Source organism: Streptomyces sp. JH34 (assembly GCF_029428875.1).
Lineage (GTDB): Bacteria > Actinomycetota > Actinomycetes > Streptomycetales > Streptomycetaceae > Streptomyces.
Genome location: NZ_JAJSOO010000001.1, coordinates 3085081 through 3099325, shown reverse-complemented (window position 1 = coordinate 3099325; position 14245 = coordinate 3085081). Strand labels below are relative to the sequence as shown.

Here is a 14245-nt window from a genome sequence, read left to right as displayed (position 1 = left end):
TAGGTTCGGCCCATGGGGGCAACAGGCACATGGACCACCGGCGGTTTCCGACGACTCGGCGCTGCCGGGTCGGTGGCGGTCGCGCTGGGCGGCTGGGCCGTCGGCACGCTTCCGGCCCACGACCCGTGGGGCCTGTGGGTGTCCCACGGCCCCGCGGTGAGAGCCGCGGGCTACGCACTGGCCTACGGCGGGCTGACGGTGCTCGTCGTCGCCTGGTGGCTGTACGGGAGGGCCGGAGCCTCCGTGCGCGACACCCTCGTCACCCTCGGATGGTGGACGGCGCCGCTGGTCCTCGCGCCCCCGCTGTACAGCGCCGACGTCTACAGCTACATCGCGCAGGGTGCGATGGTCCTCGAAGGACACGACGTCTACAGCGTGGGACCGTCCGTCCTCGACCCCGACGGGCCGGGCGGCGACGCCGCGGCCAGTGTCGGCGGCCACTGGACCGACACCCCGGCCCCGTACGGCCCGTTCTTCCTCCTCCTCGCACGCGGCGTCGCGTGGGCGACCGGCGGCACCCTCGTGCCCGCCGTGCTGGGGATGCGCCTGATCGCCCTGTGCGCGCTCGTGCTGATCGTGTGGGCCCTGCGGAACCTCGCCCGGGAGCACGGCCGCAGCGAGAGCGCCGCCCTGTGGCTCGGGGCGCTGAACCCGCTGCTGCTCATCCACGTCGTCGGCGGCGTCCACAACGACGGGCTGATGACCGGCCTCATGCTGGCGGGCGTGCTGTTCGCCCTGCGTGGGAGGTGGATCACCGGGGCGGCGCTCATAGGGCTCGCCATGATGGTGAAGTCACCCGCGGCGGTGGCACTGCTGTTCGTCGGTGTCGTGGTGGGCAGGGCCGCCGGCGGCCCGGTGGTGCGGCGGGTGGCGAAGGGACTGCTGGCCCCCGGGCTGGTCGCCGTGGCGGTCGTCGTCGGCGTGACGTTCCTCGGCGGCACCGGCTTCGGCTGGATCGGGACGCAGGGCGTCGCCGGGCGCATCCACACCGCACTGTCCCTCAGCAGCGACCTCGGCCTGGGCCTGGGGGAACTCCTGCGCCTGCTGGCCGGGACCGACCCGGACCCGGTCAAGTCGGCCGTGCAGAACCTCGGCCTGCTGATCGCACTGGTGCTGATCGCACGTCTCGCGTGGCACGCGACGACCGGACGCACGGAACCCGTGCGCGCCCTGGGCCTCGCGCTGCTGGCCCTGGTCGCGCTCTCGCCGATGGTGCAGCCCTGGTACCTGCTGTGGGCGACGGCGGTGATCGCCGCCACCGCGAGCGGCGGCCGGGCCCTGGGCGCGGTGACCGTGCTCTCGGCCGCACTCGTGTACGAGACCCAGCCCTCGGGCTCCACCCCTCCGTACGGCTTCGTGCTGGCGGCCCTGGTGTGCGTCGCGGGCGTGCTGCTCCTGCGCGGGGACGGGGCCGGAGCCACACGCGGACACGTGCCGGAAGAGCCCCGTCCGGAGGGGGCGGCCATTGGGGCGGTCTCGGTGGAAGCCGTGGATGAGGACGCGCCCACCGCACGATGACGGGCCGTCACTCCGAACGGTGGAGTGACGGCCCGCGGTCGTGTTCAGGCGTGCTTGTGAATCAGAGAACGCGGACGGCGCCCGACGGCGGGTCGTAGTCCAGGGACTTCTGCACGACGCCGGTGCTGGAGTTCTGCGCGCCGACGAACTGGCCGCCGCCGACGTAGATCCCGACGTGGTAGGCGCTGCCCGCGCCGCCCCAGTACAGGATGTCGCCGGGCTGGAGGTTGTCGAGCGAGACCTGGGTGCCGGCCGTCGACTGGCTCTGCGAGACACGCGGCAGGTCGACACCCACCGTGCGGAAGGCGGCCTGGACGAGACCCGAGCAGTCCCACGAGTTCGGGCCGGTGCCGCCGGAGACGTAGGCGTCGCCGACCTGGGACTGCGCGAACGCGACGACGGACGCGGCGGACCCGGTGGCGCTCGAGGACGAGGAGGAGGACGAGGACGAGGAGGAGGACGAGTCGGAGGAACCGGTGGACGCGCTGAGCGTGGTGCGCTCGGCGGAACGGGAGGCGCGCGCGGCGGCCTCCTCCGCCTTGGCCTCGGCGGCTGCTTCGGCCTTCTTCTTGGCCTCCGCCTTGCGAACGGCCTCGGCCTTCGTCTTCTTTGCGGTCTTGGCGGCGGTGGCCGCTGCGGCGTCCTCGGCGGCCTGCGTCTCGAGGTCGAGAGCGACGGCCTGGGTCGCCTGCGCGGACGCGGCGACGGAAGTGGAGAGCCCGGCCGTGATGGTGGGCATCTCGATGGTCTGGGTCACCGGCTCGGCCTGAGCCGGACCGGCGGCACCCGCGACCGCGATGGTGCTGAGGACGCCACCGGCAACTCCTGCCCGCAGCGCCGTCTTCGAGGCGCTTCGGCGGGGCTTCCGGTGGCTGGGTATGTGAGCGGTGTGGGACATGAGTACTAGCGCTATCAGGGCTGTAGGGGTCCCATCAAGAAACGTGTGTTGCGACACAGTTACGTTCGGAATCAGCGAATCCGCTTATTCCGGGCCCTTATTGACGCCCTAAGGGGCAAAACGGTCATGCTTCTGCACCGCTGTGATCACGGCGTTCTTTCAATAGGTCCGAATTGCCCGTCGCTTACCATCTGTTCACACGGTTGGCCAAGCCCGCTTGTCTTGGAGCATCCATGGGGTGACGCAGGTCACAGTGTGGCTCTCCTGTGAGAGGCAACCGCGCGACCGCGCGCCGCGTGCCGTGCGCGACCTGCCGTGGATCGCGGACGGTGTGACCTATTGGCGAGTCATGTCCGATTCCATGGCCGCCCGTCGAGGTCCTGCGGTGATCCGTCCGGCGCCGGCCCGGCGATGCCGTGCTGAGTGGGGGTGGAGCGGGCCGGGGTCCGTGGCCGACCCCTGTCGTCCCGTCGGAGCGTCCGCCCGCCCGGCCGTCGGTCCGTCCGGAAGATCGTGAATGCGCGCGCAATGTCCACATCGGTACCGGGCGCCCCTCGTCCGGGTGGCCTCCGTCTGAAGCGGCCCCCCATACCACCTGACCGGTGTCCACCGCCAATTTGCTTGTACGTGCCGTCGATTGATAAAGCCATCGGCCTTTGACCAGCGATAACGGCGCGAGATGTCACGTCTCGTAACCGCTCGGCCGCTTCGAGTATGAAGATCACCGCTCATCCGACTTCATGATTGTTCGTCAGGTGGTGGAGATCACAAAGACGTTGGTGTACCCCGTGTCGCAGATCACAGGACGGCAGGCATAGGATGCGGGGCAGTCGGGCTTGTGAACTGCCTCACATGTGCACGATCTTGATGAGGTGGCGAGCCGGTCGCCCGATGCGGTCCAACGGTCAAGGACGACTGGAAGGAGCGAGGAGCGTGAATGCCTACGCGCCCATCCTCGTGCTCGGCGCCCTCGGGGCAGGGTTTGCGATCTTCTCCGTGGTCATGGCCACGCTAATCGGCCCAAAGCGGTACAACCGAGCAAAGCTCGAAGCGTACGAGTGCGGTATCGAACCCACCCCCACGCCAGCCGGAGGCGGCCGTTTCCCCATCAAGTACTACCTGACGGCGATGCTGTTCATCGTCTTCGACATCGAGATCGTCTTCCTCTATCCCTGGGCGGTCACCTTCGACGCCCTGGGGATCTTCGGGCTCGTGGAGATGCTGCTCTTCGTGCTCACCGTCTTCGTCGCCTACGCGTATGTGTGGCGCCGGGGCGGCCTGGAATGGGACTGAGGGGCTGAGGGGCACACATGGGACTCGAAGAGAAGCTGCCGAGCGGCTTCGTGCTGACCACTGTCGAGCAGGCCGCCGGCTGGGTACGGAAGTCCTCCGTCTTCCCCGCCACCTTCGGCCTCGCCTGCTGCGCCATCGAGATGATGACGACCGGCGCCGGGCGGTACGACCTGGCCCGTTTCGGGATGGAGGTCTTCCGCGGTTCGCCGCGGCAGGCGGATCTGATGATCGTCGCGGGGCGGGTGAGCCAGAAGATGGCGCCCGTCCTGCGGCAGGTCTACGACCAGATGCCGAGCCCCAAGTGGGTCATCTCCATGGGGGTTTGTGCGTCATCGGGTGGAATGTTCAATAATTACGCCATTGTTCAGGGTGTTGATCATATTGTTCCGGTCGACATCTATCTGCCGGGATGTCCGCCCCGTCCCGAGATGCTGATCGACGCCATCCTCAAGCTCCACCAGAAGATCCAGGGCTCCAAGCTCGGGGTCAACGCGGAGGAGGCCGCCCGCGAGGCGGAGGAGGCGGCCCTCAAGGCACTCCCCCTGATCGAGATGAAGGGGCTGCTGCGATGAGCGACGAACGGAACACCAACAGCGGCCAGGTACCCACCCCCCGGGACGACACCGGCGAGGTCATCGGCGTACGCAAGGGCATGTTCGGTGCAGACAACGGCGGTGACACCTCCGGCTACGGGGGACTCGTCCGCACGGTGAGCCTCCCCGGCGCCACCTCGCGGCCGTACGGCGGCTGGTTCGACGAGGTCGCCGACGAGCTCGAAGGGGCGCTGGAGGAGCAGGACCTGGTCCCCGGGAACGCCGTCGAGAAGACGGTCGTCGACCGGGGCGAGATCACCTTCTTCGTCGCGCGCGAGCACCTGGTCCAGGTCGCCCGCACGCTGCGCGACGACCCGGCCCTGCGCTTCGAGCTCTGCACGGGCGTCAGCGGCGTCCACTACCCGGGGGACAAGGGGCGCGAGTTGCATGCGGTGTACCACCTGCGCTCGCTCACCCACGGGCGGCTGATCCGTCTCGAGGTGTCCGCCCCGGACAGCGACCCGCACATCCCGTCGCTCGTGGGGGTCTACCCCACCAACGACTGGCACGAGCGCGAGACCTACGACTTCTTCGGCCTGATCTTCGACGGGCACCCCGCCCTGACCCGGATCATGATGCCGGACGACTGGCAGGGCTTCCCGCAGCGCAAGGACTACCCGCTCGGCGGCATCGCCGTCGAGTACAAGGGCGCCCAGATCCCGGCTCCGGACCAGCGGAGGTCGTACAGCTGATGACCACTCCCCATGCAACGCCCCGTGCCACGACCGAGGGGACTGTATACACAGTCACCGGCGGCGACTGGGACGAGGTCGTCGAGTCCGCCGCCAAGTCGGACGACGAACGCATCATCGTCAACATGGGTCCCCAGCACCCCTCCACGCACGGAGTGCTGCGGCTGATCCTGGAGATCGACGGCGAGACCGTCACCGAGGCCCGCTGCGGCATCGGCTACCTCCACACCGGCATCGAGAAGAACCTCGAATTCCGCAACTGGACGCAGGGCACCACCTTCGTCACGCGCATGGACTACCTGACCCCCTTCTTCAACGAGGCGGCCTACTGCCTCGGGGTCGAGAAGCTGCTCGGCATCGAGGACCAGATCCCCGACCGGGCCACCGTCCTGCGCGTGCTCCTGATGGAGCTCAACCGGATCTCCTCGCACCTGGTGTGCATCGCCACCGGCGGCATGGAGCTCGGCGCCACGACGATCATGATCTACGGGTTCCGCGATCGTGAACTGGTCCTCGACCTCTTCGAGCTGATCACCGGGCTCCGGATGAACCACGCGTTCATCCGCCCCGGCGGACTCGCCCAGGACCTTCCCATGGGCGCGATCGACCGGCTCCGCGAGTTCGTGAAGACCATGAAGAAGAACCTGCCGGAGTACGACAAGCTCGCGACCGGCAACCCCATCTTCAAGGCCCGTATGCAGGACGTCGGATACCTCGACCTCACCGGCTGCATGGCGCTCGGCGCCACCGGCCCGGTCCTCAGGTCCGCCGGACTCCCGCACGACCTGCGCAAGACCGATCCGTACTGCGGCTACGAGACGTACGACTTCGACGTGCCGACCGCGGACACCTGCGACGCCTACGGGCGCTTCCTCATCCGCCTCGAGGAGATGCGCCAGTCGCTCAGGATCGTGGAGCAGTGCCTGGAACGGCTGGAGCCGGGCCCGGTCATGGTCGCCGACAAGAAGATCGCCTGGCCCGCGCAGCTCGCGCTCGGGCCCGACGGCCTCGGCAACTCGCTCGACCACATCAAGAAGATCATGGGCACCTCCATGGAGGCCCTGATCCACCACTTCAAGCTGGTGACCGAGGGCTTCCGGGTCCCGGCCGGGCAGACGTACACGGCCATAGAGTCCCCCAAGGGCGAACTCGGCGTGCACGTCGTCTCGGACGGCGGCACGCGCCCCTTCCGGGTCCACTTCCGCGACCCGTCCTTCACCAACCTGCAGGCCATGGCGGCGATGTGCGAGGGCGGCCAGGTCGCCGACGTCATCGTCGCCGTCGCGTCCATCGACCCCGTGATGGGAGGCGTCGACCGGTGACCGCATCCAACCAAGAAGTCAGCCTGGGGATGCCGCAGCTCCCCGCCCCCGCCTACCCGGCCGAGGTGCTCGCCCGGCTCGAAGCGGACGCGAGGGAGGTGATCGCCCGCTACCCCGGCAGCCGCTCCGCGCTGCTGCCGCTGCTGCACCTCGTGCAGTCGGAGGAGGGGTACGTCTCCCGCACGGGCATGGCGTTCTGTGCCGACCAGCTCGGCCTCACCACCGCCGAGGTAACCGCGGTCGCCACCTTCTACACGATGTACCGGCGCCGGCCGAGCGGTGACTACCAGGTCGGGGTCTGCACCAACACCCTGTGCGCGGTCATGGGCGGCGACGCGATCTTCGACCGGCTCAAGGACCACCTCGGCGTCGGCAACGACGAGACGACCGCCGACGGCAAGGTCACCCTCGAACACATCGAGTGCAACGCGGCCTGCGACTTCGCGCCCGTGGTGATGGTCAACTGGGAGTTCTTCGACAACCAGACACCGGAGAGCGCGACGCGGCTCGTCGACGACCTGATCGCCGGCCGCACCGTCGAGCCCACGCGCGGCGCGCCCCTGTGCACGTACAAGGACACCGCCCGCATCCTGGCCGGCTTCCCGGACCCGCGCCCCGGCGCCGTCGAGGCGAGCGGCGGAGCGGGAGCCGCGTCGCTGATCGGCCTGAAGCTGGCCAAGGGCGAGGTCGCTCCGCACGTGCGCGTGGTCGGGCAGCGGGGCGAGGCACCCCAGGACGCACAGCCGGAGAAGGGCGCCGAGCACCTCAGCTCGCACGCCCGCCCGTCGCCCGACCACCACCCCTCAACGAATCCCTCCGGGATGCCGAATACCTCGCAGCAGACGTCGGCCTCCGACCCGGAGCACCCGGCCGGGCCTGCCGCCGAGGAGGGGGAGTGATGACCTTGGCAGCCGAGATCGACAAGAACGGGACGAGCCCGGAGAAGCTCCTGTCCCCGGTCCTCTCCTCCTTCTGGGACGAGCCGGAGTCCTGGACGCTGGACACCTACCACCGCCACGACGGGTACGAGGGTCTGCGCAAAGCCCTTGCCATGGAACCCGACGACCTCATCGCCTACGTCAAGGACTCCGGTCTGCGCGGACGCGGGGGCGCCGGCTTCCCCACCGGGATGAAGTGGCAGTTCATCCCGCAGGGCGACGGCAAGCCGCACTACCTCGTCGTCAACGCCGACGAGTCGGAGCCCGGCACCTGCAAGGACATCCCGCTCCTCTTCGCGAACCCGCACAGCCTCATCGAGGGCATCGTGATCGCCTGTTACGCGATCCGCTCCTCGCACGCCTTCATCTATCTGCGCGGCGAGGTCGTGCCCGTGCTCCGCAGGCTGCATGAGGCCGTGCGCGAGGCGTACGAGGCGGGTTACCTCGGGACGAACGTCCTGGGCTCGGGGCTCGACCTGGAGCTCACGGTCCACGCGGGCGCGGGCGCCTACATCTGCGGAGAGGAGACCGCGCTCCTCGACTCGCTCGAAGGACGGCGCGGACAGCCCCGGCTGCGGCCGCCCTTCCCCGCGGTCGCCGGCCTGTACGCCTGCCCCACCGTGGTGAACAACGTCGAGTCCATCGCCTCGGTTCCCGCGATCCTGAACAAGGGCAAGGACTGGTTCAAGTCGATGGGCAGCGAGAAGTCCCCGGGCTTCACGCTGTACTCGCTCAGCGGGCACGTCACCAGCCCCGGCCAGTACGAGGCACCGCTCGGCATCACCCTGCGCCAGCTGCTCGACATGAGCGGCGGCATCCGGGAGGGGCACCGCCTCAAGTTCTGGACCCCGGGCGGCTCCTCGACCCCGATGTTCACCGACGAACACCTCGACGTCCCCCTGGACTACGAGGGCGTCGGCGCCGCCGGATCCATGCTCGGCACCAAGGCGCTGCAGTGCTTCGACGAGACCACCTGCGTCGTGCGCGCCGTCACCCGCTGGACCGAGTTCTACGCCCACGAGTCCTGCGGCAAGTGCACGCCGTGCCGCGAGGGGACCTACTGGCTCGTCCAGTTGCTCCGCGACATCGAGGCTGGCAAGGGGCAGATGGCCGACCTCGACAAGCTCAACGACATCGCCGACAACATCGACGGCAAGTCGTTCTGCGCCCTCGGGGACGGTGCCGCATCGCCCATCTTCTCCTCGCTGAAGTACTTCCGCGAGGAGTACGAGCAGCACATCACCGGCAAGGGCTGTCCCTTCGACCCGGCCAGGTCGACCCTCTGGGCCGACGACAAGGACGACAAGAACACTCACCGGGGGGTGAACGCATGACAGTCACCACGAGTGCGCCCTCCGGGGGCGGCGAGGCGGCCGTTCCGCCCGAGGACCTCGTCACGCTCACGATCGACGGCATCGAGATCAGCGTGCCCAAGGGCACCCTCGTCATCCGTGCCGCCGAACTCCTCGGCATCGAGATCCCGCGCTTCTGCGACCACCCGCTCCTCGACCCCGCCGGCGCCTGTCGCCAGTGCATCGTCGAGGTCGAGGGGCAGCGCAAGCCGATGGCTTCCTGCACCATCACCTGCACCGACGGCATGGTCGTGAAGTCGCAGCTCACCTCGCCCGTCGCGGAGAAGGCCCAGAAGGGGGTGATGGAGCTCCTCCTCATCAACCACCCGCTGGACTGCCCGGTCTGCGACAAGGGCGGCGAGTGCCCCCTGCAGAACCAGGCGATGTCGCACGGTGGCGCCGACTCCCGCTTCGACGGGAAGAAGCGCACCTTCGAGAAGCCCGTCCCCATCTCCACCCAGGTGCTGCTGGACCGCGAGCGGTGCGTGCTCTGCGCCCGCTGCACCCGGTTCTCCAACCAGGTGGCGGGCGACCCCATGATCGAGCTGCTGGAGCGCGGCGCGCTCCAGCAGGTCGGTACGGGCGAGGGTGACCCCTTCGAGTCGTACTTCTCGGGGAACACCATCCAGATCTGTCCGGTCGGGGCGCTCACCTCGGCGGCGTACCGCTTCCGGTCCCGGCCCTTCGACCTGGTGTCGACGCCCTCCGTGTGCGAGCACTGTGCCGGCGGCTGTGCGACCCGGACCGACCACCGGCGCGGCAAGGTCATGCGGCGGCTCGCCGCCAACGACCCCGAGGTCAACGAGGAGTGGCTCTGCGACAAGGGCCGCTTCGGCTTCCGCTACGCCCAGCAGCGCGACCGGCTCACCACCCCGCTGGTCCGCAGCGCCGAGGGCGTGCTGGAACCCGCGAGCTGGCCCGAGGCACTGGAAGCCGCGGCGGCCGGCCTCTCCGCCGCCCGCGGCCGGACCGGGGTGCTCACCGGAGGCCGGCTGACCGTCGAGGACGCCTACGCCTACAGCAAGTTCGCACGGGTCGCCCTCGACACCAACGACATCGACTTCCGGGCCCGGGTCCACAGCGGTGAGGAGGCCGACTTCCTCGCCTCGCGGGTGGCAGGCCGCGGCCGCGACCTGGACGGCAGCGGAGTCACGTACACCGCTCTGGAGAAGGCCCCGGCCGTCCTGCTGGCCGGCTTCGAGTCCGAGGAGGAGGCGCCCGGCGTCTTCCTGCGGCTCCGCAAGGCCCACCGCAAGCACGGGCAGCGGACGTTCGCGCTGGCCTCGCACGCGAGCAGGGGCCTGGAGAAGGCGGGCGGCACCCTGCTCCCCGCCGCGCCCGGCACCGAGACCGAATGGCTGGACGCCCTCGCGGGCGGGGTCGGCCTTGAGGGTGACGGGGCCGTCGCGGCCGAGGCGCTGCGCGGCGAAGGCTCCGTGATCGTGGTGGGCGAACGCCTCGCCGCGGTGCCCGGCGGATTCACCGCCGCCCTGCGCACCGCCGCCGCGACCGGCGCCGCACTGGTGTGGATCCCGCGCCGGGCCGGCGAACGCGGCGCGCTGGAGGCGGGCGCGCTCCCGTCGCTGCTGCCCGGCGGCCGTCCTGCCACGGATCCCCGGGCCAGGGAGGAGGTGGCGTCCGTCTGGGGCGTCGCCGAACTCCCGGCCCGCTTCGGCCGTGACACCGGCCAGATCGTCGAGGCCGCGGCCACCGGTGAGCTGGGCGCGCTGCTGGTCGCGGGGGTCGACCCCGAGGACCTGCCCGACCCGGCGGGAGCGCTGCGGGCCCTGGACGAGGTCGGCTTCCTGGTCTCCCTGGAGCTCAGGCCCGGCGCGGTCACCGAGCGCGCCCACGTGGTCCTTCCCGTCGCCGCCGTCGCCGAGAAGCCGGGAACCTTCCTCAACTGGGAGGGCCGGGCGCGGATGTTCGAGGCCGCGCTGAAGCCCGAGCAGATGCCGAGGACGCTCTGCCCGACCGACGCGCGGGTGCTCCACATGCTGGCCGACGCCCTCGACGTGCACCTCGCACTGCCCGACCTGCGGGCGGCCCGCCGTGAACTCGACCGTCTCGGCGGTTGGCAGGGCGGTCACGCCGACGACCCGCGGGTCACGTCCCGTCCGGTGCCCCGGCCCGGTGACGGCGAGGCGGTCCTCGCCGGTCACCGGATGCTGCTCGACCGCGGCCGGCTCCAGGAGGGCGACGAGGCGCTGGCCGGTACCCGGCACGCGGCCGTCGCCCGGCTCTCCCCGGTCACCGCGGCGGAGTCCGGGGTGAAGGACGGCGACCTGCTCGCCGTCACCGGCCCCGCCGGAACCACCGAACTCACGCTGACGGTGACCGAGATGCCGGACCGGGTGGTCTGGGTGCCGCTCAACTCCGTCGGCCGGGGCGTCCCCGCCGACACCGGCGCCCAGCCGGGCGGACTGGTCCGGATCGGTCCGGCCGCCCCGGGTTCCCACGTCGTGACAACGGAGGTAGGAGAGTGACCGGCCTCGAACGGCTCGCCGCGGCGCCGCAGAGCGCCGTCCTCGCAGCCGGGGACCTCTCGATGTTCGGCACGGACCCCTGGTGGCTCGTCGTCGTCAAGGCGGTGTTCTGCTTCGCGTTCCTGATGGTGACCGTGCTCTTCTCCATCGTGTGGGAGCGCAAGGTCGTCGCCTGGATGCAGCTGCGCATCGGCCCCAACCGGCACGGCCCCTGGGGCATGCTCCAGTCGCTCGCCGACGGCATCAAGCTGATGCTGAAGGAAGACGTCGTCGTCAAGCGCGCCGACAAGGTCGTCTACATCCTGGCCCCGATCGTGGCCGCCGCCCCGGCGTTCATGGCGATCGCGGTGATCCCGTTCGGCCCGGCCGGCAACGAGGTCTCGATCTTCGGCCAGCGCACGACGATGCAGCTCACCGACCTGCCCATCGCGATGCTGTACATCCTGGCGGTCGCCTCCGTCGGCATCTACGGCATCGTGCTGGCGGGCTGGTCCTCCGGATCGACGTACCCGCTGCTCGGCGGTCTTCGCTCCTGCGCCCAGATGATCAGCTACGAGATCGCGATGGGCGCGGCGTTCGCCTCGGTGTTCCTCTACTCCGGCTCGATGTCGACCTCGGAGATCGTGGCGGCGCAGCAGGACCGCTGGTTCATCCTGCTGCTGCCGGTCTCCTTCATCATCTACGTCATCACGATGGTCGGGGAGACCAACCGCGCGCCGTTCGACATGCCCGAGTCCGAGGGCGACCTGGTCGGCGGCTTCAACACCGAGTACTCCTCGATCAAGTTCGCGATGTTCATGCTCGCCGAGTACGTCAACATGGTCACCGTCTCCGCGGTCTCCGTGACCCTCTTCCTGGGCGGCTGGCGGGCCCCGTACCCGGTCAGCACCTTCTGGGAGGGCGCCAACCACGGCTGGTGGCCGCTCCTCTGGTTCGTCATCAAGGTGCAGCTCCTCCTCTTCTTCTTCATCTGGCTGCGCGGCACGCTGCCCCGCGTCCGCTACGACCAGCTGATGAAGCTCGGCTGGAAGGTCCTGATCCCGGTCTCCGTGGTCTGGCTGATGCTGGTCGCCACCGTCAGGGCGCTGAACAACGAGGGGTACGACTACTCGAAGATCCTGCTGTACGTCGCGGGAGCCGTGATCGCGGTCCTGCTGGTCTCCTTCGTCGCCGACATGTTCCGCGACCGGAAGGCCAAGGCCGCCGGGGAGGCGGCAGGACCGGAGCCCGCGTTCGACCCGATGGCGGGCGGATTCCCCGTGCCGCCGCTGCCCGGCCAGGCCCTGCCGCCGGTGCCGCGCCGCGGTCCGCGCCGCGAGCGGGAGCTCGTTGTCAGTGGCGGACCGGATACTCAGAGTGACGACCATGTGGGTGCGGGAAGTTCGAGTGACGGAAGGGAGGCCGACGGTGTCTGAGTCGTCAGAACCCTCAGGGGAGAAGTTCCAGAATCCTGTGGCCGGCTTCGGCGTGACCTTCAAGGCCATGTTCAAGAAGCGGCTGACCGAGCAGTACCCGGAGACGCAGAAGGTGACGGCGCCGCGCTTCCACGGCCGGCACCAGCTCAACCGTCACCCCGACGGCCTGGAGAAGTGCGTCGGGTGCGAGCTCTGCGCCTGGGCGTGCCCGGCGGACGCGATCTACGTCGAGGGCGCCGACAACAAGGACGAGGAGCGGTACTCCCCGGGCGAGCGATACGGCCGCGTCTACCAGATCAACTACGCACGCTGCATCCTGTGCGGGCTCTGCATCGAGGCGTGCCCCACCCGGGCGCTGACGATGACCAACGACTTCGAGCTCGCCAACACCACCCGCGAGAGCCTCATCTACACCAAGGACGAGCTGCTCGCGGGCCTGGAGGACGGCATGGTCGACAGCCCGCACGCGATCTTCCCCGGCATGGACGAGCAGGACTACTACCGCGGTCTGGTGACCGAGGCAGCGCCCGGCACGGAGCGTCAGGTCGCCGTGTCCAAGGGAGAAGCGGACAAGGGGGTGGACGCATGACCGCCGGCCTGGCCGCAGCGGCCACCGCGACCTCGACCGGCGAGGCCGTCCAGTTCTGGATCCTCGGCACCGTCGCCGTCGTCGGCGCCCTGTCCACCGTCCTGATGAAGAAGGCGGTGCACAGCGCCCTCTCGCTCGCCGGCACCATGATCGTGCTGGCGGTCTTCTACCTCGCCAACGGCGCGTACTTCCTGGGCATCGTCCAGGTCGTGGTCTACACCGGCGCGATCATGATGCTGTTCCTCTTCGTGGTCATGCTCGTCGGTGTCACGGCGGCGGACTCGCTGAAGGAGACCCTCAAGGGGCAGCGCTGGCTGGCCGCCGCCTGCGGACTCGGCTTCGGCACCCTGCTGATCGCCGGCATCGGACAGGCGTCCCTGAGCTCCTTCAACGGTCTGGGGGCGGCGAACGCGCGGCACGGCGGAAACGTCGAGGGCCTCGCCAACCTCATCTTCACCAAGTACGTCTTCGCGTTCGAGATCACCGGCGCCCTGCTGATCACGGCGACCGTCGGCGCGATGCTGCTGACGCACCGGGAGCGCACCGAACGCGCCAGGACGCAGCGCGAACTCTCCCAGGAGCGGGTGCGCAGCAGTCATCTGCCGCCGCTGCCCGCCCCCGGTGTCTACGCCCGGCACAACGCCGTGGACATCGCGGGCCTGCTCCCGGACGGCACCCCGTCCGAACTCACCGTCATGCAGACGCTCCGGCAGCGCGGCCAGATCCGCGACGTGTCCGGCGAATCGCTCGCCGAGCTCAAGGCGCTGGAACAGCGCTCCGGGGAGCGGCTCGGCCGTGACCGCGGACCAGCCCGTGACCATGCGGAAGAAGAGGAGGAGGTCGCCAAGTGAATCCGGTCAACTACCTCTACCTCGCGGCCCTTTTGTTCACGATCGGCGCCTCCGGCGTACTGATCAGGCGGAACGCGATCGTGGTGTTCATGTGCGTCGAGCTGATGCTCAACGCCTGCAACCTCACGCTCGTCGCGTTCTCCCGGATGCACGGCAACCTCGACGGCCAGATCATCGCGTTCTTCACGATGGTCGTCGCCGCCGCGGAGGTCGTCATCGGTCTCGCGATCATCGTGTCGCTCTTCCGCTCCCGCCACTCGGCCTCGGTCGACGACGCCAGCCTGATGAAGCTGTAAGG

The 14245-nt window shown here is 69.6% G+C and carries 13 protein-coding genes; 12 read left to right on the top strand and 1 reads right to left on the bottom strand.

Annotation, left to right across the window (positions count from 1 at the left end; all coding sequences use genetic code 11):
• The first annotated feature begins 12 nt into the window (after positions 1-12).
• Positions 13-1518, top strand: a complete 1506-nt coding sequence (mptB, locus tag LWJ43_RS13550; RefSeq protein WP_277332507.1) for a polyprenol phosphomannose-dependent alpha 1,6 mannosyltransferase MptB — start codon at positions 13-15, stop codon at positions 1516-1518.
• 61 nt (positions 1519-1579) lie between these two features.
• Here the strand turns inward: mptB and LWJ43_RS13545 are convergent, their stop codons facing one another.
• Positions 1580-2416 (bottom strand): C40 family peptidase, encoded by an 837-nt coding sequence (locus LWJ43_RS13545; RefSeq protein WP_277332506.1) that lies wholly within the window; start codon positions 2414-2416, stop codon positions 1580-1582.
• Positions 2417-3349: 933 nt separating this feature from the next.
• On the opposite strand from LWJ43_RS13545, the gene LWJ43_RS13540 reads away from it, so the two are divergent.
• The 11 genes from LWJ43_RS13540 to nuoK are packed head-to-tail and all read left to right on the top strand — an operon-like array spanning position 3350 to position 14243.
• The gene (locus LWJ43_RS13540; protein WP_003992243.1) at positions 3350-3709 is read left to right on the top strand and encodes an NADH-quinone oxidoreductase subunit A; all 360 of its coding nucleotides are present in this window, start codon (positions 3350-3352) and stop codon (positions 3707-3709) included.
• A gap of 17 nt (positions 3710-3726) precedes the next feature.
• Positions 3727-4281, top strand: a complete 555-nt coding sequence (locus LWJ43_RS13535) for a NuoB/complex I 20 kDa subunit family protein (RefSeq protein ID WP_014154689.1) — start codon at positions 3727-3729, stop codon at positions 4279-4281.
• Entirely contained in the window at positions 4278-4994 is a 717-nt protein-coding gene (locus LWJ43_RS13530; protein ID WP_277332505.1) for an NADH-quinone oxidoreductase subunit C, read from the top strand. Before LWJ43_RS13535 ends, LWJ43_RS13530 begins: the two co-directional genes overlap by 4 nt.
• Positions 4994-6316, top strand: a complete 1323-nt coding sequence (locus LWJ43_RS13525; protein ID WP_147958981.1) for an NADH-quinone oxidoreductase subunit D — start codon at positions 4994-4996, stop codon at positions 6314-6316. The genes LWJ43_RS13530 and LWJ43_RS13525 overlap by 1 nt, the downstream gene beginning before the upstream one ends.
• Before the next feature lie 29 nt (positions 6317-6345).
• On the top strand, positions 6346-7215 hold the full coding sequence (gene nuoE / locus LWJ43_RS13520) for an NADH-quinone oxidoreductase subunit NuoE (RefSeq protein ID WP_277335882.1): 870 nt from the start codon (positions 6346-6348) through the stop codon (positions 7213-7215).
• Positions 7212-8588 (top strand): NADH-quinone oxidoreductase subunit NuoF, encoded by a 1377-nt coding sequence (gene nuoF, locus LWJ43_RS13515; protein ID WP_277332504.1) that lies wholly within the window; start codon positions 7212-7214, stop codon positions 8586-8588. The genes nuoE and nuoF overlap by 4 nt, the downstream gene beginning before the upstream one ends.
• On the top strand, positions 8585-11092 hold the full coding sequence (locus LWJ43_RS13510) for an NADH-quinone oxidoreductase subunit G (RefSeq protein WP_277332503.1): 2508 nt from the start codon (positions 8585-8587) through the stop codon (positions 11090-11092). The genes nuoF and LWJ43_RS13510 overlap by 4 nt, the downstream gene beginning before the upstream one ends.
• Positions 11089-12507 carry an NADH-quinone oxidoreductase subunit NuoH gene (nuoH, locus tag LWJ43_RS13505; RefSeq protein WP_277332502.1) on the top strand — a complete coding sequence of 473 codons (1419 nt, stop codon included), beginning with the start codon at positions 11089-11091 and terminating at the stop codon, positions 12505-12507. Before LWJ43_RS13510 ends, nuoH begins: the two co-directional genes overlap by 4 nt.
• Entirely contained in the window at positions 12500-13096 is a 597-nt protein-coding gene (gene nuoI, locus LWJ43_RS13500) for an NADH-quinone oxidoreductase subunit NuoI (RefSeq protein ID WP_277332501.1), read from the top strand. The genes nuoH and nuoI overlap by 8 nt, the downstream gene beginning before the upstream one ends.
• The gene (locus tag LWJ43_RS13495; protein ID WP_277332500.1) at positions 13093-13947 is read left to right on the top strand and encodes an NADH-quinone oxidoreductase subunit J; all 855 of its coding nucleotides are present in this window, start codon (positions 13093-13095) and stop codon (positions 13945-13947) included. Before nuoI ends, LWJ43_RS13495 begins: the two co-directional genes overlap by 4 nt.
• Positions 13944-14243, top strand: coding sequence for an NADH-quinone oxidoreductase subunit NuoK (gene nuoK / locus LWJ43_RS13490; protein ID WP_014154680.1), 300 nt, complete (start codon positions 13944-13946; stop codon positions 14241-14243). The genes LWJ43_RS13495 and nuoK overlap by 4 nt, the downstream gene beginning before the upstream one ends.
• Positions 14244-14245: the final 2 nt, after the last annotated feature.

Bases quoted from the DNA above. Each gene is read 5' to 3' on its own strand.
- mptB (WP_277332507.1), top strand. From the start codon at position 13: ATGGGGGCAACAGGCACATGGACCACCGGCGGTTTCCGACGACTCGGC.
- LWJ43_RS13545 (WP_277332506.1), bottom strand. From the start codon at position 2,416: ATGTCCCACACCGCTCACATACCCAGCCACCGGAAGCCCCGCCGAAGC.
- LWJ43_RS13535 (WP_014154689.1), top strand. From the start codon at position 3,727: ATGGGACTCGAAGAGAAGCTGCCGAGCGGCTTCGTGCTGACCACTGTC.
- LWJ43_RS13530 (WP_277332505.1), top strand. From the start codon at position 4,278: ATGAGCGACGAACGGAACACCAACAGCGGCCAGGTACCCACCCCCCGG.
- LWJ43_RS13525 (WP_147958981.1), top strand. From the start codon at position 4,994: ATGACCACTCCCCATGCAACGCCCCGTGCCACGACCGAGGGGACTGTA.
- nuoE (WP_277335882.1), top strand. From the start codon at position 6,346: ATGCCGCAGCTCCCCGCCCCCGCCTACCCGGCCGAGGTGCTCGCCCGG.
- LWJ43_RS13510 (WP_277332503.1), top strand. From the start codon at position 8,585: ATGACAGTCACCACGAGTGCGCCCTCCGGGGGCGGCGAGGCGGCCGTT.
- LWJ43_RS13495 (WP_277332500.1), top strand. From the start codon at position 13,093: ATGACCGCCGGCCTGGCCGCAGCGGCCACCGCGACCTCGACCGGCGAG.